Origin of the sequence: Pseudomonas sp. GLN_2 (assembly GCF_043106005.1) — a bacterium.
Lineage (GTDB): Bacteria > Pseudomonadota > Gammaproteobacteria > Pseudomonadales > Pseudomonadaceae > Aquipseudomonas > Aquipseudomonas alloputida.
Genome location: NZ_JBICMC010000103.1, coordinates 95,494 through 118,144, shown reverse-complemented (window position 1 = coordinate 118,144; position 22,651 = coordinate 95,494). Strand labels below are relative to the sequence as shown.

The 22,651-nt window shown below is 64.1% G+C and carries 9 protein-coding genes; 7 read left to right on the top strand and 2 right to left on the bottom strand.

The features are described 5' to 3' along the window. Window positions 1-34 precede the first annotated feature (34 nt). On the bottom strand, window positions 35-10,861 hold the full coding sequence (locus ACF8Q6_RS25485; protein ID WP_392490662.1) for a peroxidase family protein: 10,827 nt from the start codon (window positions 10,859-10,861) through the stop codon (window positions 35-37). A gap of 545 nt (window positions 10,862-11,406) precedes the next feature. On the opposite strand from ACF8Q6_RS25485, the gene ACF8Q6_RS25480 reads away from it, so the two are divergent. The 6 genes from ACF8Q6_RS25480 (at window position 11,407) to ACF8Q6_RS25455 (ending at window position 18,949) form a co-directional block, all read left to right on the top strand. After that, complete coding sequence (locus ACF8Q6_RS25480; RefSeq protein ID WP_392490661.1) at window positions 11,407-13,143, top strand: type I secretion system permease/ATPase; 1,737 nt, start codon at window positions 11,407-11,409, stop codon at window positions 13,141-13,143. A 6-nt stretch (window positions 13,144-13,149) separates the two neighbouring features. After that, window positions 13,150-14,490: an HlyD family type I secretion periplasmic adaptor subunit gene (locus ACF8Q6_RS25475; protein ID WP_012052828.1), complete on the top strand. Its 1,341-nt coding sequence runs from the start codon at window positions 13,150-13,152 to the stop codon at window positions 14,488-14,490. A gap of 1 nt (window position 14,491) precedes the next feature. Further along, window positions 14,492-15,820 (top strand): TolC family outer membrane protein, encoded by a 1,329-nt coding sequence (locus ACF8Q6_RS25470; protein ID WP_392490659.1) that lies wholly within the window; start codon window positions 14,492-14,494, stop codon window positions 15,818-15,820. A 215-nt stretch (window positions 15,821-16,035) separates the two neighbouring features. Further along, complete coding sequence (locus ACF8Q6_RS25465; RefSeq protein WP_392490658.1) at window positions 16,036-16,899, top strand: diguanylate cyclase domain-containing protein; 864 nt, start codon at window positions 16,036-16,038, stop codon at window positions 16,897-16,899. Window positions 16,900-16,916: 17 nt separating this feature from the next. Further along, complete coding sequence (gene chrA / locus ACF8Q6_RS25460; protein WP_392490657.1) at window positions 16,917-18,269, top strand: chromate efflux transporter; 1,353 nt, start codon at window positions 16,917-16,919, stop codon at window positions 18,267-18,269. A gap of 11 nt (window positions 18,270-18,280) precedes the next feature. Further along, a complete protein-coding gene (locus ACF8Q6_RS25455) occupies window positions 18,281-18,949 on the top strand; it encodes a class I SAM-dependent methyltransferase (RefSeq protein WP_392490656.1) in 669 nt (222 codons plus the stop codon). A 68-nt stretch (window positions 18,950-19,017) separates the two neighbouring features. Here ACF8Q6_RS25455 and quiC read toward each other — a convergent pair whose 3' ends face one another. Further along, on the bottom strand, window positions 19,018-20,925 hold the full coding sequence (gene quiC / locus ACF8Q6_RS25450) for a 3-dehydroshikimate dehydratase QuiC (protein ID WP_003250790.1): 1,908 nt from the start codon (window positions 20,923-20,925) through the stop codon (window positions 19,018-19,020). A gap of 289 nt (window positions 20,926-21,214) precedes the next feature. Between quiC and ACF8Q6_RS25445 the strand changes: the two genes are divergently transcribed. After that, entirely contained in the window at window positions 21,215-22,588 is a 1,374-nt protein-coding gene (locus ACF8Q6_RS25445) for an MFS transporter (RefSeq protein WP_014860854.1), read from the top strand. The last annotated feature ends 63 nt before the right edge of the window (window positions 22,589-22,651 follow it).

Sequence of the window (22,651 nt, the reverse complement as noted above, 5' to 3'; positions counted from 1 at the left end):
CTGTTGTACCCGTAACCGCTAACCCCAGCGCCCCTCAACCGGCCAGGATGAAGTCTGCGGCGGTCACCGTGGTTGCATCTGCCACCCCCACCAAACGTATGGCGTCGGCAGCACCGATACTTACCAAGGTGTCCGCACCAACATCGGCGATGGTCACACTGGCGCCAAAGGTGGCTGCGGTGATGTTGAGGGCGGTGATATCCAGCCGGTCCTGGCCACCCGCCGCAATGGCATCGAAATTGATGATCAGGTCGTTGCCAAAGCCTGCAGCGAACTGGAACACATCGTTGCCATCGGTGGCGATCAGGGTGTCGTTACCGGCCCCACCCACCACCGTATCGTTACCTGCCGCACCGTTGAGGAAGTCGTTGCCCGTCCCCCCGATCAGGGTGTCGTTACCCACGTCGCCGAACAATGTGTCGTTACCATCGCCGCCCTGCAGGGTGTCATTGCCGTTGCCGCCATCCAGGCTGTCATCGCCAGCGCCCCCGTTCAGGTTGTCGTTACCGGCCTGCCCCAGCAACGTGTCGTTGCCGCCACCGGCATCGAGGCTGTCGTCACCTCCCCCACCGCGCAGTTGGTCGTCACCCAGGCCGCCGAACAGCTGGTCGTTCCCGACGTCGCCGTTGAGGATGTCGTTGCCGGCATTGCCGTTGAGCACATCGTTACCGCCGTCGCCGCTGAGCGTGTCATTACCTGCCCCACCGTCGATGATGTTGGCCAGCCCGTTACCCGTGCCGGTGAAGTTGCCCACCCCGGTATAGGCCAGGTTCTCGACGTTGGCGGCCATGGTGTGGCTGGCCAGCGTGGTACGTACAAGGTCCGTACCGGCCCCCGTCGCCTCGACCACTACATCCCCGGCGTCATCCACCACATAGGTGTCGTTGCCCACGCCACCCACCAAGCGGTCGGCACCCGCACCGCCGTTGAGCAGGTCGTTGCCGGCCCCCCCCGTGAGGGTGTTGGCCAGCGCGTTACCGGTACCGGTAAAGGCGTTGCTGCCGGTATAGGCCAGGTTCTCGACGTTGGCGCCCAGGGTGTAGCTGGCCAGGCTGGTCTGCACCTGGTCCGTGCCACCGTTGAGTGCCTCGGTGACGGTATCCCCGGCGTTGTCGACCAGGAAGGTATCGTTGCCGGCACCACCGTTCATGGCATCTGCGCCAAGCCCGCCGTTGAGGGTGTCGTTGCCATCCTCGCCATTGAGGAAGTCAGGGTCGTCACCGCCATTGAGGATGTCGTTGCCAATGCCACCGAACAGCTGGTCGCTGCCGCCCAGGCCGTTGAGCGTGTCGTTGCCGCCCAAGCCCGAGATCACGTCATTGCCTGCGCCACCGGTCAGGGTGTTGGCTCCATTGGTACCAACCAGTACAACACCCGGTGGCACGGTGACTGCAGCGGTCGCCGCCGAGGTCAGCGACTCCAGGGTGCCGAAGCCGTCGGTGTAGCGCACGATCACCCGTAGCTGCTGGTTACCCTGGGTGAAGCCGGGGGTGAAGGTGGCCGCCGTGGCCCCGGCAATATCGGTGAAGGTGCCGCCGGTGCCTTGCTGCCACTGGAAGCTGAAGGCCCCCAGGCCGTCGATGTCGGCAATTGCGCCGGTGAGCGCGGTCAGCGTCTGGCCTTGGTCGGGCGTGGTGTCGCTGATCAGCAACGCACCGGTCGACGCATCGTTGACGTTGGCCACCGGGTCGAGAATGTCGGAGGCGACGCTTTCCTGCACGCCAAAGTCATCCACGTAGCTGACCACCACCCGCATGTTCTGCCCCACTTGCGCCTGGGTCAGGACGAACGTGCTGCTGATGGCGCCGGCGATGTTGACCCAACCGACACCCCGGTTGGACTGCCACTGGAAGGTGAACTGAGGGTTGCTCAGGCCGTCGGCATCGACGATGGTGGCCGGGTTGGCGGTGAGCGTCTGATTCTGCACCAGCAGCCCGGTCACGGACGGCCCGGCGCTCGGCGCGCTGTTCGGCGTCGAATCGACGATTTCCAGCGTGCCCTTGGCATCCTGGTACACCGCACGCACGCGGATGTTCAGGCCGGCGACGTCGTCCGTGACGCGGTAGGTCGTACCGGTGACCCGTGTCGCTTCACCAGCGGCCACAACCGTGATGTCTTCATAAACCCCGGAACCCGGCAGCGCCTCGACTTGCCAGTAGTAGGCCACGGGGCCGTTCACCGCACCGGTCGCATTGGTTGCGCTGACATTGTCCGCGTCATGCACGGCGAGGTTGCTTACCCTCAACAGCTGGCCACTGACTGGCGTATCGTCGCGCAGGCCGGTGCTAGCATCGAGAATCGCCAGGTGGCCGGTGGGGCCGGCGTTGACTGCCGTACCGACGCCAGAGGCCTGCGAACTGTCAGAGAACTGCAGGCGCTCGATGCCGGTCAGGTGGTCGACGCCATCGCGACCGGCCACCAGGTCGGTGACGATCACCGAGTTGCCATCGACCACCACGCTGTAGTCGGTGGACACCCCAGAGTACACCGCCGTGTCGTAGTGGTCGGTGCCGCTGAGGATCTCCCGCACGATCACCAGCTGGCCCGGCTTGTAGGTGCCATTGAGCATGAACGGCACCATCGGCTCCATGCTGTTGAAGCTGGCGATTTCCGGGCCTGTGCCATCAGGGTTGGCGCGTACGCTGATGCGCACGTTCAGCCACTTGTCGCCGTCGAGGATATCGTCGCCACCCCGACCCTCGAGCAGGTCGCTACCGCTGCCGCCGAGGATGATGTTACCGCCGTCATAGAAGGTCGCCCCGGCCGCCAGCAGGCCGGCCAGGCCGTCGATCAGGCTGATGTTGGTCAGCACGCTGCCGTTAGCACCTGCAGTAGGCAGCGAGGTGGCGTCTTCGCTGTCGCCGCGCAGGAAGTCGCCATGCGCCGAGCCCGACAGGCCTTCCATGATGTCGAAGCGCACCAGCGTCGAAGCGCCCGAACCCGGTACCAGTGGCACATCGAAGAAGCGGTCGCTCATGTCGATGGACACGCCCTGGGCCAAGTCCTTGAAGGTTGCCCAGTCATAGCCCGAGCCACCAATGTAACGGTCGCCGAACCCCAGGCTGCCGACCATGATGTCGTCGCCGCCTTCACCGTTGAACTTGTCGTTCTCGTTGCCGCCGATGTATACGTCATTGCCGATGACGGGGTCGTTGCCGAGCGGGTCGAAGTTGTCGCCAGGCGCGCCGTCCGAGGTGCCCTTCTCGATCCAGTCGTCACCTTCGTTGCCCATGTCCTGCTCGTTGGCCTTGCTGCCGAGGATGAAGTCATTGCCCTGACCGCCAATGGCTTCGGAGGCGTCCTCACCGGTGACGATGAAGTCATTGCCGAAACCGCCGATGATCAGGTTGACGCCATTACCGCCGTGCAACACATCGTTGCCGTCGCCGCCCTGGATGTTGTCGTCACCGCCCATGTCGCTGATGATGTCGTCGCCGGCCCCACCGCGCAGCTGGTCGTTACCGTCACCCCCCTCGATGCGGTCGTTGCCGGCATCACCCCAGACCGTGTCGTCGCCTTCGCTGGAGACCAGAATATCGTCCCCGTTGGTGCCGCCCAGCACGATGTGCTCGGCACCGGCATAGCGGATGTAGTGGGTGTCCGGGCCAGCCGTCAGCGGGCTGTCGCGGAACACCACCTGCTCGCCGTTTTCGCCCAGCGGGTCGGCGCTGCCAAGGCCCTCGTTGTACTGCTTGGTCTGGTCCAGTTCCAGGTAGAAGCCAGGGTCGGAGAACACCAGGCCTGGCAGGTGGGTGGCTGAGCTGTTGGCCATGATCAGCTTGGCGAACGAGTTACTTTCCAGCTCGGCATTCATCGACAGGCCCGCGGTGCGCTCCAAATAGTAGAAGCGGTCGCCGTCCTGCAGTTTCTCCATCTGGTTCTCGAATACGAAGTTGAAGGTGCTGCCGAGCATGCCGCCAAATGGCGCTTTTGCTTCCGCCAGGCCGCCGATCCACAGGTCGATGGCATCGACACCGGTCACGGTGACTGCCTTGAGGTCATCGGCAGTACCCAGTACACCGTCCTTGCCGGGCAGGGTCACGTTGGCCCAGGCGCCGCTGCTGTTGAGGAAGTCCATGCGGTCGGCGGGTGCGCCATCGCCGCCGAACACCAGGGCCATGGCCGCGGCGCGTTTTTCCAGCAGGGTGGTGGCAGCGGTGATGGTGCTGTGGGTGCCGTAGGCCGCGATGAAGTTGATCAGCGACTCTGGGTGCTTCAGGTGTTGCACCAGGTCGACCCAGCTGGTGTACGGCTTGAGCTGGGTATCGCCGGTTTGCCCGTAGATTTCCCGGCGCACAGCGTTCAGCGAAGGGATACCGACGTCGCGGCCACGGGCGATGTTGATCGCTGGCAGGTCCAGCGGCAGGCCGAGCAGGTTGTTGCGCAGCGCCTCGGTGACGAACTCGTCGATTTCGTTACCGGCCTGGCGAGTGACCCCGCGCACGATGGCGCTGGTGGCGTCCTCGGGGGTTACGCCACTGGCGGCATAAGCCAGCGGGTTGAGGAAGGCCGCGATCAGCCCCAGTTGCTGGTCGGGGTTGGCGCTGGCCGGGTCCTGGATGACGTTGAAGTCGATGTCGAAGCGGTCGACAGTCTCGGTCAGCATCGAGTGGCCAAAGCGGTACACGGTGTGGGCGAACTCGGCCACGATCGAGGCATCGAGGTCGACGTCGTACACCTGGGTCGGGGCAAAGAACAGGTCGACCCGAGGTTGCACGGTGCGGGCGAACTCCTCGAACACCAGGTGCTGGTACTGCATTTCGGTGCCGAACTTGGCCGCCTGGAACAGCCGCTCGCCATTCCACACCAGGGCATCGATCTCGGCCGGGGTGACTGGCAAGGCGCTGACGGGGTTGAGCAGCCATTCGTTGAGGAAGGCCAGGTCACCCGAGTCGAGCACGGTGTCCATGGTCTGCGCCACCAGCCGGTTATGCTCGGAGTGGAAGATCGCATGCACGGCGGTCAGGCCGATGTTCTCGTTGACCCGGCCGTCACCGGCGATGTAGTGCGCGTCCAGCAGTTCGTTGTCGTAGGCCAGGTTGGCACCGGTCTGCGGGTTGACCGGCACGGCATTGCCGGCCACGTTGTCGGCATCCGGCGCCAGCACGCCGCCACTGAACACCGGCACGGCATTGTGGGCGATGTCGGCAAGGAACTGGTGCCCGGTACGCACGGCGTTGGTCAGGTCGAGCGGCGCCAGCGGGTTGCCTTCGACCTCCTGGTCATCAGCAGTGCCGGCAATACCGTCCAGGCCTTTCATCACCACCATCGGGTAGCCGTTGGGCCCTTTGATGAAGTTGCCGTAGGCGTCGGTGGCCAGCAGCGGCACGTTGTCGACGTCGGCATCGGTCAGGTTGATGCCGAGCAGGTCGCGGGCCTGGGCCTTGACCACCTTCCAGGTGGCCATGCCGCCGATCTCGGTGTCGTCAGCCGTGCCGAACCGCCCATCAGCGCCCAGGTCGCGATTGGTGATCAACCGGCCCGTGGCGACCGGGCCGTCGTCAGTCATGACATAGGCGCGCAGGAACACCTGGTGCGAGGGATGCGAGCTGTAGGTCTGGTTCTGGTCGACGAACGGCGTGGTGGTGTTGGTGTGTTCGCGGATGTCGTCGGCGTTGCCAAGGATACCGTCCGGCCCAGGCAGGTTGGTGGCACGGGTTACCACCATGAAGTTGGTGAAGCCACCCTCCACGTACAGCGGGTCATCCGGTTGCAGCGGGATGTAGATGGTACCGGAGCCGCCCTTGGTAACCAGGTCCAGGCCATGGTCGAAAAACTGCCCGAAGAAGGTCATCCAGGCGTTGAACGGCGCAGACAGCCCGGCATCGGCAGCGGTGTTCTCGAACAGGTACACGTCATGGTCGTCGGTGGTGCCGAACTGGCCGTCCATGCCCGGGCTGGCGACGATGCGCACGCCATCCTTGAGCACGTCGTCGTTGCCTGCGGCGCCGAAGTTGAGCACGCCATCGGCACCCGGGTCATACGCGGTGGCATAGGCTGCCGGGTTGTTGGAGGTCTGGTCGACAATCAGGTTGCTGATGGTACGTGGCTGTGAATCGAACACCGGCCCGCTGGTCTGCTGGTACGACGAGCCCGGGATCGCGGGGGAACCTGGGCCGAAGAAACCGGCTGGCGCACCTTCGGCCGGGTTGAATACCGGGTCGGTCACGCGCGGGAAGACGTTGTCGGCGGCACCGTATTGGGTGTTGTTGTTGCCGTTCAGGTTCATCAGGTTGTTGTTCGAGCCATCCACCGCACGCAGGCCCATGGCTGCGCGGACGTTGGGGATCAGCGAGAGGATGTCCTGCCCGGCGGCATCGGCCTCGGCAATCTTGATTTGCGCGAGGATGAAGTTCAGGTCGGAGCGCACCATGTGCAGGCCGGCACCGCCGTCACTGGCATCCACCACCGGGGTGGCCGCTGTCGGCACCACGGGCGCGCCAGGTTGCACCACGGTGGTAGGCTGCGAGTACAGCACTTCGGTGGTGCCATGGGCATCCTGATAGATCGCCTTGACCCGCAGGCTCAGCCCGGCCAGGTCTGGCGACACCTTGAACGAAGTGCCATCGGCGCTCTGGAAGGCCAGGTCGCCGGCCGGTAGCAGGATGATGTCCTGGAACACACCGCTGCCCGGGTCGGCCTCGAACTGCCAGTAGTAGGACACCGAACGGTCGGCGAGCGAGCCCGTCGGGTTGCCCGCACTGATATTGTCGGCGTCGCGCACGGCGGCCACGCTCACCGTCAGCATGTCACCCACGGTAATCTCACCGCCGTTGCCGTCGAGCAGGGTCGGGCTGCCGGTGGGTTGTGCGTTCACCCCCTCCACCAGTACGCGCTGGCTATCGGCAAACTGCAGGCGTTCGATGTGCAACAGGGTATCGACGCCATCGCGGCCGGCCACAGTATCGGTCACGGTCCAGACGTCGTCGGCAACATCGGCGGTGCCCTTGGTGTTCTGGGTCACCACGTACTCGCTCTGTAGCCCAGAGAATATTGCCGTGTCGAAGGCGGCCCCGCCGGTCGAGGTCCCGGGCAGGATTTCGCGCACGGCCTTGAGTTGACCGGGGTTGTAGGTGCGGTCAAGCATGAACGGAATCATGTCGGCCATGCTGTCGAAGCTGGCGATTTCCGGGCCGGTGTGGTCGACGTCGCCAGGGGCGTAAACGGCGATGCGCACGTTGAGCCACTTGTCGCCATCGATCAGGTCATCGCCACCCCGGCCTTCGATCAGGTCACTGCCATTGCCGCCGAGCATGATGTTGCCGGTGGCAAAGCCGGTGGTGGGCAGGCCGGCATCTGCCAGGAACTGCTGCAGCCCACGTATCAGCGCCACGTTGGTCAGCGCACTGCCGGTGGCGCCGCCATGGTTGAGAATGGTCACGGCATCGACGTCGTCGCCCTTGAGCACATCGGCGTAGGCCGAACCGGACACCCCTTCGACCTCGGCGAACCTGTCCAGAATCGATGCCGGCGAAGCGCCCACCGGGTTGAACACGCCAGCGTTCTGGTTAGGCGCGTTGCCATGGGGCTGAGCCAAGGCGGCCAGGCTGAGGTCCACGGTGACACCCACGCGGTCATTCTTGTTGGTGACCCAGTCGAAACCGGACATGCCGTCCATTTTGTCTTGGGCATCGCTGCCGACGAAGATATCGTCGCCGCCCTCACCGATCATTTCGTCAAAGCCGCCGCCCCCGACGAAGATGTCGTTGCCAATGACTTCGTCACCCAGCAAGGGTGCGAAGTTGTCACCAGGTGCGCCGTCCTGGGTGCCCTTCTCGATCCAGTCGTCACCTTCGTTACCGGTAGGTGGCAGGTTGGTCTTGGCGCCGAGGATGAAGTCGTCGCCCAGGCCACCGAAGGTGGTGCTGATGTCCTCGGTGGTGATGATGAAGTCCTGGCCATCGCCGCCCAGGATCAGGTTACCGGCGACCCCCATGCTGCCAGCGACGATCACGTCGTTGCCGGCGTTGCCTTCCAGGCGGTTGTCGCCGAACGAATCGGTGATGATGTCGTCGCCCGCGCCACCCAGCACCGCGTCGTTGCCGGCGCCGCCTTCGAGCACGTCATCACCGGCATCGCCATAGAGGGTGTCGTCGCCTTCGCTGGAGATGATGATGTCGTTGCCAGCGGTGCCACCCAGCACCACATGGTCTTCACCGGTGTAATGCAGGAAGTTGCCGTCTGGCCCGACAGTATCGGGGTTATCGCGGATCACCAACGGAACGATTTCAACCCCGTTGATCTCGATGCCGCCAGTGGGGTCGGCCTTGCCGTCGGCACCCAGCCCGGTGAACTGGTTGGCCTGGTTCACTTCCAGGGTGAACGTGGGCGTGAGGAACACGGTGTTGGACAGGTGGGTGACGTCAGAGTTGGCCATGATCAGCTTGGCGAAGGAGTTGTTTTCCAGCTCCGTACCAAAATTCATGCCCGCCGTGCGCGACAGGTAGTAGAAGCGGTCACCGTTCTGCAGCGCTTCCAGCTGGGTTTCGAAGACAAAGTTGAAGCTGGAGCCGAGCATGCCGCCGAACGGCATTTTCTTCTCGGCCAGGCCGCCGACCCAGAAGTCGATGGCGTCGACCCCGGTCACGGTCACCCCGGCAATGTCGTCGGCCGTGCCGGCGATGCCGTCCGCGCCGGCCAGCGTCACGTTGGCATAGGCACCGGTGCCGTTGAGGAAGTCGAGGCGGTCGAGGGGTGCGCCGTCTCCGCCAAGTACCAGTGCCACGGCGGCGGCGCGCTTGGCGGCCTCGGTGGTGGCCCCGGTAATGCTGCTGTGGGTGCCGTAGGCGGCAATGAAGTTGATCAGCGACGCCGGGTGCTTGAGGTGATCGGCAAAGTCGACCCAGCTGATGTAGGGCTTGAGCTGGCTGTCGCCGGTGGCGGCATAGAACTCGCGGCGGGCCTCGTTCAGGCTGGGGATGCCGGTATCACGACCGCGGGCGATGTTCAGCGCAGGCAGGTCAAGTGGCAGGCCGAGCAGGTTGTTGCGCAGGGCTTCGGTGACGAACTCGTCAATCTCGTTGCCCACCTGGCGGGTAACGCCGCGGATGATTGCGCCCGCCGCTTCATCGGCCGTGGCCCCGCTACCGGCGAATGCCAGCGGGTTGAGGAACGCGGCAATCAGGCCCAACTGCTGGTCGGGGTTGGCCGGGTCGGCAGAAACCGGGTTGAACGCCGGGTCGTAGCGGTCGACGGTTTCGGTCAGCATCGAGTGGCCGAAGCGGTACACCACATGGGCGAACTCGGCGAGGATGGCCGGGTTGATCGAGGTGTCGTAGCCGTTGGGGGCGAGGAACTCGTCGATCTGCGGCTGGATGGTGCGGGCGAACTCTTCGAACACCAGGTGCTGGTACTGCATCTCGGTGCCGAACTTGGCGGCCTGGAACAGCCGCTCGCCATCCCACACCAGCGCGGCGATGTCGGCAGGCGTGGTGGGGATAGCGGTTACGTCGTCGATCAGCCACTCATTGAGGAACGCCAGGTCGCCCGCGGCCAGCAGGGTGTCCTTGGTCTGCTGCACCAGGCGGTTGTGCTCGGAGTGGAACACATGGTGCACGGCAGTCAGGCCGATGTTCTCGTTCACCCGGCCGTCACCGGCGATGTAGTGCGCGTCGAGCAATTCATTGTCGTAGGTCAGGTTGTTGCCACCCTGCCCGACCGGCTGCGCGTTGCCCACCAGGGTGTCGGCGTCAGCCTGCAGCGCCCCCCCGACTAACACCGGTGCGGCATTGTGGGCGATGTCGTCAAGGAAGCCATGCCCGGTGCTCACGGCATTGGCCAGGCTGATCGGTGCATTGCGGTCGCCCTCGACCAGCTGGGTGACGTCATCGGCGGTGCCAGCAATGCCATCGGCGCCGTTGTTCACGCGCATGACCACCTGCGGCATGCCGTTGGGTCCGCGCAGGAAGTTGCCGTAGGCATCGGTGGCCAGCAGCGGCACGCTATGCACGTCAGCATCGGTCAGGTCGATACCCAGCAGGTCGCGGGCCTGGGCCTTGACCACTGCCCAGGTGGCCATGCCACCGCTTTCGCCGTTGCCATCGTCGGCGGTGCCGAACTTGCCATCGGCGCCCAGATCACGGTTGGTGATCAGGCGCCCGGTTGCCACCGGCTCACCTGCGGCGTTGACCGTGTATTCGCGCAGAAACACCTGGTGCGACGGGTGCGAGCTGTAGGTCTGGCTCTGGTCGACGAAGGGCGAGGTGGTGTTGGGCTGGCTATCGTCGGCGGTACCCACCACGCCATCGGCGCCGGCGGTGCGCACGGCGCGGGACAGCACCATGAAGTTGGTCGGGCTGCCGGCCACGAACAGGGGGTCGTCCGGGCGCAGCGGGATGAACACGATGTCGGTGCTGCTCTTGCTGACCAGGTCCAGGCCGTGGTCGAAGAACTGACCGAAGAAGGTCATCCAGGCGTTGAAGCCGGCGGTCAGCCCGGCGTCTGGCGACACGTTGGGGATGAGGAACACAGGCTTGTCGTCAGCGGTGCCGAACACGCCATCGATACCAGGGCTCATCACCGGCGCGGCACCGCCGTTGGCCTCGACGGCGGCCGGGTTGTTGGCTGTCTGGTCGACGATCAGGTTGCTGATGGTGCGCGGTTGCGAATCGACGACATTGCCGGTGCCGACATAGTTGGCGCGGTAAGACGCTTCGAGCAGGCGCAGGAACGAGTTGTCGGCTGCGCCGAACTCGCTCTGCCCGGTGACCAGGTTGTTGTAGCTGCCATCCACCGTGCGCAGGCCAAAGGGTACCTGGCTGTTGGGCAACAGGTCGATCAGGCTGGCGCCATCGGCGTGTGCCTCAGCGATGAAGATCTGTTTGAGGATGAATTCAAGGTCCGACTTGCTGAAATTGGCCATTGCAGTTGCCCTCGATCTGTCCGGAGATGACACAGGGCAACAGGGTCCTTCCCGCGCCCAGTCAGTGTTGACGTGCGCAGAATCTGGTTGGGTGTACCGGGCTCAGTAGCCCAGCACTCGTGTGCTGAAACCTCTGGCCTCTTCTTGGCAAGCTGGCCCCGCGTTGCAGGAGGGGCCCTGTAAAACGTGCGCAACAGGTGTAACGCACGTGCATCGATCCCAGCTCGCACAGGGCCCGAATACTTCAGACTAAAGTCGTAGGCCAAAAGCTTGTCAATATTTCGTCAAAAAAATCTCGACCAATGATAATTCGATGCAACTCACTGTTTTTCTGTGACTTATGAAAAGTTCAAAGTATTTATAGAGCAAAATGATATTACCGAATGTTTCGTTGCAACCTACGCTGCTGCATGTGGGAGCAACGCAGCGTTTTGGCCAATATCGCCATCAGAGCGACCCGCCTGCGAGCCGACCAAGAAGCCACAACTACCGTTTTACGGGGCGCCGCAAGGGCTTCCCGCTTTGTGATGAAGGGAGGCCCCCCGATGGTTAAGCCACCACGCACCCGCTCCGAGCTGGCCGACGTGCTGTTTCGCTTGCGCCGCAGCTTCTACGCCCTGGCCGCCTTCAGCGGTGTGATAAACGTCATGATGTTGACGCCAGCCATTTATATGTTGCAGGTGTACGACCGCGCCCTGGTCAGCCGCAATGTCACGACCTTGGGCATGCTCACCTTGCTGGTGGTCGGGCTGTTCCTGCTGATGTCGGCCCTGGAGATGGTCCGCACCCGGGTGTTGATAAGGGTGGGCAACGGCCTGGACATGAGCCTGAACCGGCGCCTCTTCAGCGCTGCCTTCGAACGCAACCTGAGCCGTGCCGGCGGTAACCCGGCCCAGGCCCTGCAGGACTTGGCGCAGGTACGGCAGTTTCTCACCGGCAACGGCCTGTTCGCGTTCTTCGATGCCCCCTGGACACCGATCTACCTGCTGGTTTGCTACCTGATCCACCCCTGGCTCGGGCTGGTCACCACGATTGGCTCGCTGATCCTCGTCGGCCTGGCCTACCTCACTGAAAAGGCTACGCAAAAGCCCTTGGCCGAAGCCAACCAGGCAGCCATGTCGTCAGCCAGCTACGCCAACAACAACCTGCGCAACGCAGAAGTGATCGAAGCCATGGGCATGCTGCCGTCAATCGGCAAGCGCTGGTACCAGGGCCACTTGCGTATCCTGCAGATGCAGACCCTGGCCTCCGACCGCGCGGCGCTGATCAGCAGCACCGGGCGCTTCGTGCGCATCACCCTGCAGTCGCTGATCCTCGGCACCGGCGCGCTGCTGGCGATCGAGGGCACGATCACCCCCGGCATGATGATCGCCTGCTCGATCCTGACCGGCCGAGCCCTGGGCCCGGTGGAACAGGTGATCGCCGCGTGGAAGCAACTGCTGGGCTGCCGCCTGGCCTGGGGCAGGCTCAATGACCTGCTGCAGGACTACCCGCAACGGCCACCGAGCATGTCGCTGCAGCGGCCGATGGGCATGCTGGCCGTGGAGAACGTGATCGCCGGCGCCCCTGGCGGCAGCACCAGCATCGTACGCGGGGTGAGCTTCAGCCTGGCCCCGGGTGACAGCCTGGGTGTCATCGGCCCTTCGGCCTCGGGCAAGTCCACCCTCGCCCGCCTGCTGGTAGGTGTGTGGCCGGCCCAGGCCGGCAAGGTGCGCCTGGACGGCGCCGATATCTTCACCTGGAACAAGGCCGAACTGGGCCCGTGGCTGGGCTACCTGCCGCAGGACGTGGAGCTGTTCGAAGGCACCATCGCCGAAAACATCGCCCGCTTTGCCGAGGTGGACAGCGACGCGGTGATCCGTGCTGCCCGCAGCAGCGGTGTACACGACATGATCCTGCGCTTCCCGCAGGGTTACGACACCCGCCTGGCCGCCGATGGCAGCCCATTGTCTGGCGGCCAGAAGCAACGCATCGCCCTGGCCCGCGCCCTGTATGGCGAGCCCAACCTGGTGGTGCTGGACGAGCCCAACGCCAACCTCGATGACGTGGGTGAAAAAGCCCTGGTCGATGCCCTGGCCGAGCTCAAGGCACGCGGCGCCACGGTGGTGCTGATTTCCCACCGGCCCAATGTGCTGTGCGCGGTCGACCAGATACTGATGCTGCGCGACGGTGGTGTGCACATGCTTGGCAGCCGCGACGAAGTGTTCGCCGCGCTGCGCAAGGCCGCGGTGATTCCGGCAACGGCTGCGGCACCGCTGGCTTCGGTCAAAGTACGGGAGTAACCAACCATGCAGATGACTCAACATGCCGAACTGATCCCTGCCGAGACCAGCCACCTGATCGACCTGGACGCGGGCCGCCCGGTACGCTGGGGCGTATGGCTGGTCATCGCCGGCTTCGGCGGCTTCCTGCTGTGGTCCTGCCTGGCGCCACTGGACGCCGGCGTGGTCGCCACCGGTACGGTCAAGGTCACCAGCAACCGAAAGGCGGTCCAGCACCTGAGCGGGGGCACCGTTGAAGCGATCATGGTGCGCGAAGGCGATGTGGTGAAGAAAGGCCAGGAAGTGGTACGCCTCGATGCCCTGCGTGCGGTGGCCGAACAAGGCGCACTCAGCGCCCAGTACATCGTCAGCAAGACCGTGGAAAACCGCCTGGAAGCCGAGCGCGATGGCCGCGATACCGTGACGTTCGACCCTGCCCTGCTGGAACACTACGCCAATGACCCACGCCTGCTGGCCGCCATGGACCTGCAACAGCGCCTGCTCGATACCCGCCGCGCGGGCCTTGCCGGTGAACTGAGCATCCTTGAAGAAAACCTCACGGCCTCGGCAGTGCAACTGAAGGGCCTGCAGCAGGTGTACGGCGCCCGCGCCTCGCAGATCGGCTTCCTCAACCAGGAACTGCAAGGCACCCGGGTACTGGCCGCCGAAGGTTATGTACCCCGCAATCGCCTGCTGGAGCTGGAGCGCAGCAATGCCGACCTGTCCGCCGGCCAGGCCGAAAACCTCAATAACATTGCCCGGGCGCGCAGCCAGGCCACCGAGATCAAGCTGCGCATCCTGCAGCGCCAGCACGATTACCTGAAGGAGGTGGAGTCGCAACTGACCGATACCGCCAAGGAAAACACCACCCTGGCCGATCGCTTGCGCGCACTGGACTATGAAGTGACCCACACGGTGATCCGCTCGCCGATCGACGGCATGGTGCAGGGCCTGAGCATCGCCACGGTCGGCGGCATCATCCAGCCCGGGGCCAAGATCATGGAGGTGGTGCCGCTCGACCAGCCGCTGCAGGTCGATGCGATGATCCCGGTGCAGGCGATCGACAAGATGGTCCCAGGCCTTGCCGTGGACATCGCTTTCCCGGCCTTCAACCATGCGCAGACACCGAACATTCCCGGCCGGGTAAAAACCATTTCCGCCGACCGGCTGCTCGATGAAGAAAGCAAGCAGCCGTTCTACCTGGCCCAGGTCGAAGTGACGCCGGCCGGCATGGGCCTGCTGGGCAGCAACCACATCCGACCCGGCATGCCTGCCACCGTCACCATCAAGACCGGCGAGCGCAACCTGCTCAGCTACCTGCTCAAACCAATGCTCGAGCGTGTGGATGCCGCGTTCAAGGAGCAATGACATGAAACGCCCATGCCTGATGGTGTGCCTGCTGGGAGTTGCCGTACAGGCCAGTGCCATGGACCTGAAGCAAGCCTGGGACCTGTTGCAGTACCAGGGCCCGATCTACCGCGCCGCCGTGCATGAAAAACAAGCCGGTGGCGAAAACCGCGCCATCGGCGAGGCCGGCCTGCTGCCGCAGATCAACGCCTCGGCCTACTTCAATCAGGTCAATGGCAGCCAGCGCCAGAATGGCCAGGACAATGACCTCGACTATGACTCCAAGGGCGCCAACGTGCGCCTGCGCCAGCCGCTGTTCAACAAGCAGAAGATGGCCGAGTACCGCCAGGGCCAGCAACGCGCCGACTACAGCGTGGCGGTGTTCGATGCCAAGAGCCAGGACGCAGCGGTGCGCCTGGCCGACGCTTACTTCGACGTGCTGCTGGCCAGCGAAACCATCACCCTGGCCAAGGCCAAGCTGAACGCGTTCGAGGAACAGCTGGCATCGGCGAAGCGGCGCAAGGAACTGGGCGCCGGCACCATCACCGACGTCGACGAATCGGTGGCCCGGCGCGACCTGGCCGAGGCCGACCTGATCGACGCCCAGGACAACCTGGTCAACGCCCGGCGCAAGCTGGAGGAATACATTGGTGAAACCCCGCAGGCGTTGACCACCCTGCAGGCGGGCTTCAGCACCCCGCCGCTGATGCCGGGCAACCTGCAGGAGTGGCTGGTCAAGGCCCAGGCTGACAGCCCGCTGATTCATGCGCGCCGGCACAGCTACGCGCTGGCCGAGGAAGAAGTCAAGCGCGCCCGCGCCGGGCATTACCCGACCCTGGATTTCGTGGCGGGTTACACCGCAGGCAGCAGCCAGTCGATTTCCGAGCTGAACCAGCGCAACCACTACAGCTCGATCGGGCTGGAGCTGAACATCCCGCTGTACAGCGGTGGCAGCACCCGTGCCCTGACCCGCCAGGCCAGCGCCAACAGCGCCAAGGCCCTGGATGAACTGGACGCCACTCGCCAGGAGGTGATTTCCAACACGACCCGCGAGTACCGTGGCGTGCAGAGTGGCGCCCTGCGCATTCAGGCACTGGAAAAGGCCGTGACCTCCAACGAGCGTTCGCTGACCTCGACCCGCAAGGGCTTCAAGGAAGGTGGCACCAGCACCAACTCGGATGTGCTCAATGCCGAGGAGCTGCTGTATGACGCTCGCCATGACCTGTTCGAGGCCAAGCTCAACTACCTGATGTCGCGCCTGCGGCTGGCCTCGTCGGTGGGCAGCCTGGGGGATGATGATATCGAGCAGATCAATGATTACCTGGGGCCGGAGCTGATAGTCAGCAATTGATAGCGACCTCAAGCAATGAAGTGCCCCTGCACGAGCAGCCTTGTACTGCGAACAGGCCAGCAAGGCCTGACCGGTGGCAACGATCCACGAGACCCACCCCTTTCGATGCGGTCGTTGCCCGTTTCAAGGAAGGGGCACACGCCCTGCAAGCTGCCGTAGCTGCGACGTATTCCTTCAGGCTATGATCGGTCACCCTGCCGCGGACACCCTGAGCCATGCCCGTAGACCTGCAAGCGTTGTATCCCAGGCTGATCCACCTGATGCTAGACACGGTATTCGTGGTCGACAGGGACAACCAGATCGTGTTCGTCAGTGATGCCTGCAAGACACTGCTGGGCTACGAGGCCTGCGAACTGATCGGCACGCCGATTACCCGCTACATGCACCCTGACGACCTCGCGGCCACGCGCGCCTCGATCATGCGGGTGATGAACGGCCAGCCGCACTACGACTTTTGCAACCGTTACCTGCGTAAGGACGGCAGCGTGGTGCACATTCTGTGGGCGGCCTGCTGGTCCGAGGAGGCCCAAGCGCGTATCGGCGTGGCGCGGGACGTTACCGCCCAGCGCAAGGCCGAAGACGAACTGCGCTTCCTCGCCCATCATGACCCTCTGACCCGGCTGGCCAACCGCGCCATGTTCAATGAACGGCTGGACACTGCCCTGGCCGCGGCCCGGCGTCACAACCGCAGGCTGGCCTTGCTGTTCCTCGATATCAATGACTTCAAGCAGATCAACGACAACCACGGCCACAGCGTGGGTGACCGGGTCCTGTGCACACTGGCCCGCCGCCTGGAAAGCTGCGTAGGGGCGGCTGGCACGGTAGCGCGGATGGGCGGTGACGAATTCACCGTGTTATTGCCCGATTGCCCGTCGCCGGAGGCCATTGCCACGCACGTGCAGTACATTCTCGCGGTCATGGCTGAACCGCTCGATGCCGAGTTTGCCGGCATCGATGCACCGTCCTGCAGTATTGGCGTGGCCCGCTTTCCCGAAGACGGCAACGATGCCGACATGTTACTGCGCCATGCTGACGGGCACATGTACCGAATCAAGCGCCAACGCGCTGCGACTGGCTGAAAGCAAGGGCACACCGCATGGCTGAACACCTGCAAGCAACTGCCGGGCAAACACCCGCCTCTGTCGGCCTGGCCCAGGCATTGCTGTTCTGGCTGAAGCTGGGTTTCGTCAGTTTCGGCGGCCCGGCCGGGCAGATTGCGATCATGCACCAGGAGCTGGTGGAGCGGCGCCGCTGGATCAGTGAACGGCGTTTCCTGCATGCCCTCAACTACTGCATGTTGCTGCCCGGGCCCGAGGCCCAGCAACTGGCCACCTACATCGGCTGGCTGATGCACCGCACCTGGGGCGGGGTGATGGCCGGCGCTCTGTTCGTGCTCCCGTCGCTGCTCATCCTGATAGGCCTGTCGTGGGTGTACCTGACCTGGAGCGAAGTACCGGTGGTCGCCGGGATTTTCGAAGGGATCAAGCCGGCCGTGACCGCCATCGTCGTGCATGCCGCCCATCGCATTGGCACGCGGGTGCTGAAGAACGGCTGGTTATGGGCCATTGCCGCGGCCTCGTTCGTGGCCATTTTCGCGCTTGACGTCCCCTTCCCGCTGATCGTGCTGGCGGCCGCACTGCTGGGTTATGTCGGCGGCCGACTACTGCCGGCACAGTTCGCGCCCGGTGGTGGCCACAGCGCAGCCAGCCCCCGCCAGCGCCCGGCGTTGATCGACGACGATACCCCGATACCCGCGCACGCCCGCTTCAGCTGGGGCCGCCTGGTGACTTTGCTGCTGGCAGTTGCAGCGCTTTGGCTTCTGCCCATGGGCCTGCTGATGGCGGCCTTTGGCTGGCACGGCACACTGACGCAAATGGGCTGGTTCTTCACCAAGGCGGCGCTGCTGACTTTCGGCGGTGCCTATGCGGTGCTGCCCTATGTCTATCAAGGAGCTGTCGGCCACTATGGCTGGCTGTCGCCCACGCAGATGATCGATGGCCTGGCGCTGGGCGAGACCACGCCCGGGCCGCTGATCATGGTGGTGGCCTTTGTCGGTTTCGTCGGCGGCTACCTGCAGCCGATGTTCGGCGCCCACCAGGCGTTCCTCGCGGGCGCAGTGGCAGCGAGCCTGGTGACCTGGTTCACCTTCCTGCCCTCGTTCCTGTTCATCCTCGCCGGAGGCCCGCTGGTGGAGTCGACCCACAACACACTGAAGTTCACCGCCCCACTGACCGGGATCACTGCGGCGGTGGTGGGGGTAATCCTCAACCTTGCGCTGTTCTTCGGCTACCACGTGCTGTGGCCGGCCGGGTTCGATGGGGCGTTCCACTGGTCCTCGGCTGTGATAGCGCTCGCGGCGGCTGTGGCGCTGTTCCGCTACAAGCGCGGGGTGATACACGTGTTGATCGGCTGCGCCGTTGCCGGGCTTGCCCTTCACCTTTTCCGCTGATGGAGCCGATCATGCGCAACCCTGAAGACGCCTTGCTCGACAGTTGGCACCATAACGCCCAAGTCTGGATCGACGCCGTACGCAGCGGCGCCATCGAAAGCCGTCGCCAGGTCACCGACCAGGCCATCCTGCTGGCCATCCTCGGCCGCCAGCCCGAACGGGTGCTCGACCTGGGCTGCGGTGAGGGCTGGCTGCTGCGCGCGCTGGCCAGCCGGGGTATCGAGGCCGTGGGCGTCGACGGCGACAGCACCCTGGTGGATGCAGCGCGGGCTGCGGGCGCGGGTGAGGTGCACCTGGCCAGCTATGCGCAGCTGGCTGAGGCGAAGGTACATGTTGGCAAGGACTATGACGTGATCTGCGCCAACTTCGCGCTGTTGCACCAGGACATCATTGAACTGTTGTCGGCCATGCGTACTTTGCTGGTGCCAGGCGGTGCGCTGGTGATCCAGACCCTGCACCCGTGGAGCGTGGCCGGTGGGGCTTATCAGGATGGCTGGCGAGAGGAGTCTTTTGCCGGGTTCGCCGGGGATTGGCAACCGATGCCTTGGTATTTCCGCACCCTGGCCAGCTGGCTGAATGCGCTGGACATGGCGGGGTTGAGACTGGTCAGTCTGCAGGAACCGCAGCACCCGCAGAGCGCGGTGCCGCAGTCGTTGTTGATGGTGGCTGAGCGTCACTGAATCGGGCCGTAACGATCCTGTGGAAGCGGGGTTCACCCCGCTCCCACAAGACAGGCCGGTGCAGGCGACTACAGCACCGGCTTGCGTGCCGCTCCGCTACGGGCCTTGGCCATGGCTGCCAGGCGCACCGCAACGTTGGCAGCGCCGTAACCGGCGTACCCCGCCTTGCGCTGGATGATCTCGAAGAAGAAACGCTCCTCGAACGGCTCGGTATAGACGTGGAACAGCTCACCACCTTGAGCGTCACGGTCGTACAGCACGTTGTAGTACGCCAGTTCGCTGAGGAACTCGTCGTCGAAATCGAAACGCGCCGCCAGGTCGTCGTAGTAGTTCAGCGGGATTTCCAGCAGCGGTACCCCTGCCAGCTTGGCCCGCGCCACTTCGCGGAAGATGTCGTCACAATCGAAAGCGATGTGATGCACGCCCGAACCACGGTAGCTTGACAGCGCATGGGCGATGGCGGTGTTGCGGTTTTCCGAGATGTTCAGCGGCAGGCGCAAGGTGCCGCACTGGCTGCGCAGGGCGCGGCTCTTGACCAGGCCATACGGGTCGGGCAGCACCACTTCGTCGTCGGCGGCGAAGTCGAACAAGCTCTTGTAGAACAGCACCCAGCTGTCCAGCGACTCGGCCGGCAAGGCCAGCGCCATGTGGTCGATGCGGCGCAGGCCGCCGGTAGCGGTTGCGTTGTTGTCCAGGCTGAAGTCGGTGTCGTACAGGGTGTGGCCGGCAGTGCCCTGCTCTACCAGGTACAGCAGGCTGCCATCGGGCGCACGCACCGCCGGCACTTCGCATTCGTTGGGGCCGACCAGGCCGCGGAACGGCTGGCCACGGAAGGCGGTGGCCCGCTTCAGGGCCGCTTGCTGGTCCTTGACCCGCAGCGCAGTGGCGCACAGCGACGGGCCATGGGCCTCGAAGAAGTTGTGGCCAAAGGAATACGGTTCGGCGTTCAGCACAATGTTGATATCACCCTGGCGCAGCAGTTGCACTTCTTTGCTGCGGTGCTTGCCGGCTTCGGCAAAGCCCAGGCGCTTCAGCCAGTTGCCCAGGCGCGCGCCGACGGCTTCGTCGACCGCGAACTCCAGGAACTCCACGCCGTCATAAGCGCTGGCCGGCGGCGGGGAGAACAGCACGCCAGGTTCGATCGGCGTGTTTTCCTGCTCCAGGCGCAAGCGGGTCTGCTCTTCGAGGTACAGCAGCGAACGCAAGCCGTCGGCGGCATTCTGCCGAGTCGGTGCGGCGCGGAAGCCGTCATTGAAGATTTCCAGCGACAGCGGGCCACGGTAACCCGTGGCGAGGATCGGCGCCAGGAAACCGGCCATGTCCATTTCGCCCTGCCCCGGGAAGCAGCGAAAGTGGCGGCTCCACTCCAGCACATCCATGGCCAGGATCGGCGCATCGGCCATTTGCACGAAGAAGATCTTGTCGCCGGGGATGTCGCGGATCGCGCTTGGGTCACCTTTGAGCGACAAGGTGTGGAAGCTGTCGAGGATCACCCCGAGTGCCGGGTGGTCGGCCTGGCGCACCAGGTTCCACACTTGCTGGTAAGTGTTGACGTGGCGGCCCCAGGCCAGCGCTTCGTAACCAATGCGCAGGCCTCGCTTGCCGGCATGTTCGCCCAGCAGGCGCAGGTCGTCGACCAACAGTTGCTCGTCACCCAGGGCATCGGCCTGGACGTTGCTGCACACCAGCACCAGGTCGGTTCCCAGCTCCTGCATCAGGTCGAACTTGCGTTCGGCGCGGTCGAGGTTTTTCTGCAGGCGGTCACGGCGGCAGCCTTCAAAGTCGCGGAAGGGCTGGAACAAGGTGATGGCAATGCCCAGGTCGGCGCACATCTGGCGCACCTGGCGCGGACTGCCAGCGTAATAGAGCAGATCGTTCTCGAAGATCTCGACGCCGTCAAAACCGGCGGCGGCGATGGCTTCGAGCTTTTCCGGCAGAGTGCCGCTCAAGGACACGGTAGCGATCGAACGCTGCATGGCGGGAGTTCCTTGTTGTTGGAGGAATACGGTGCCATTCGGGCAAACAACCCCTGTCACAGTTTATGGCACGATCGATTATTCGCAGGTAAAGTCGTCGCTTCAATCCCTTTGTACGGAATGGTTAGTTTTGCGTTCGATTATCGCACAAAACCCGTTTTAGCGAATTGCTAGACCGCGGGCCCGTGGTCAACATGGACCACAGACGCAGGCACACCGACCGTTGCCTCCTGCCTTGGCATAACCTCTGGCGGAACCTGCGCAAACAACAATAACAACGGAGACAACGATGGCTCACTCCAGCTCGCAAGCAAAGAAAGCGACCGCCAGTGGATGGATAGGCTCGGCACTCGAGTACTACGACTTCTTCATCTACGCCCAGGCCGCTGCGCTGATTTTCCCGCAGATTTTCTTCCCTAACACCGACCCGAAAATGGCCATCATTGCCTCGTTGGCCACCTATGGCGTGGGCTACCTGGCACGCCCGATCGGCGCCTTCGTACTGGGCCACTGGGGTGACACCCGCGGTCGCAAGAACGTCCTGCTGCTGTGCATGTTCCTGATGGGCCTGTCGACCATGGCTGTCGGCCTGCTACCCACCTACCACGACATCGGCTACCTCGCACCGGCCTTGCTGGTGGTGTTGCGCCTGATCCAGGGCTTTGCCGTGGCCGGGGAAATTTCCGGTGCCAGCTCGATGATCATGGAGCACGCGCCGTTTGGCCGAAGAGGCTACTACGCCAGTTTCACCCTGCAAGGTGTGCAAGCGGGCCAGGTTCTGGCGGCGGCGGTATTCCTGCCACTGGCTTACTTCATGCCTAGCGAAGCCTTTACCGAATGGGGCTGGCGCATTCCGTTCCTGATGAGCGCCATCGTGCTGATTGCCGGCTTCATCATCCGCAAGGAAGTGCACGAAACCCCAGCGTTCGTGCAAGAAGAGAAACAGGACAAGGTTGCCAAGTCGCCCATCAGCGAGGCCTTCCGCCACAGCTGGAAGCACATGGTGCTGGTGATGTTCATGGCCCTGATGAACGTGATCCCGGTCGTGGCCACCATCTTCGGTGCGGCCTACGCGGTGCAGCCGGCGTATGGCATCGGCTTCGACAAGAGCGTGTACCTGTGGATTCCGGTGGTCGGCAACATCGTCGCGGTGCTGGTGATCCCGTTCGTGGGCAACCTGTCGGACAAGATCGGCCGTCGCCCGACCATGATCGCTGGCTGCCTGGGCTCTGGCCTGCTGGCCTTCGTCTACCTGTATGCGATCAGCATCCAGAACGTGCCAATGGCGTTCGCCGCCTCGATCGTCATGTGGGGCATGGTCTACCAGGGTTACAACGCGGTGTTCCCAAGCTTCTACCCAGAGCTGTTCCACACCCGCTACCGCGTTACGGCCATGGCCATCGCGCAGAACATCGGCACCATGCTGACCGCCATGCTGCCCGCGCTGTTCGCAATGGTTGCCCCACCCGGCTCGGACAACATTCCGCTGGTAGTCGGTGGGCTGGCCTTCTTCATCACCGGCGTGTGCGCCCTGGCGGCCTACATTGCCCCGGAAACCCACCGCCTGGCAATGGACGACCTGGGCAACCCAGACGCCAAGCCGATGGAAAAGGCTGCCTATGAAGCCAGCCGTAAAGGTAGCTTTCAGGCGGTGAGCCACTGATAGATTGCAGGGGCTGCCTTGCAGCCCCTTCACGGGCAAGCCCGCTCACACAGGTACCGTACT